The following is a 471-nucleotide window of genomic DNA, read 5'->3' as shown; positions in this document are numbered from 1 at the left end:
CGTTCACCTGCGGCGATGCCATGCCGCACAACTCGTCGATGTCCGTGGGAAAGGGCGTGTAGGGCACGTTGTACTGGATGCATGCTTCCACGCTGTCGGGAAACGCGTTGATCAGCAGCCAGCCCAGCCACAGCGGAAGGGTGATGGGCACCCACAACATGCCGTGCGGCTTGGCCAGCGTGCGRCGCAGGCCGGCGTACCAGTCGCGGTAGGGYTGCAGYGTGGCCTGTTTSYGGYTGGGTCGGCGCGGTAGCGGCGGCGGTTCGGGCAASGCCGCAGGGCCATGGGCCATGAAGGCTTGCAGGTAGGACCACAATGATTTGGCCGAGCGATCGCCGTCGAACAGACCCAGGTTGCCGCAGGCCGCGCAGATTTCGGTCGACGGGTCCATCGTGTAATCGACCCCGATCAGGTACAGCGGATGCCGGCTGGCATAGCCACTGGCAGACACGATGGGGATGTAGCCGGCCA

1 protein-coding gene is annotated in these 471 nt (G+C 65.1%); it reads right to left on the bottom strand.

What is annotated here, in order from left to right:
* A partial coding sequence (locus tag AC1DK4_RS40800; RefSeq protein WP_441643685.1) for a hypothetical protein occupies nucleotides 1-471 on the bottom strand: 471 nt, incomplete at both ends.

The organism is Cupriavidus sp. 05N38 (assembly GCF_056397345.1).
This window is presented reverse-complemented; position numbering and strand designations above follow the sequence as displayed.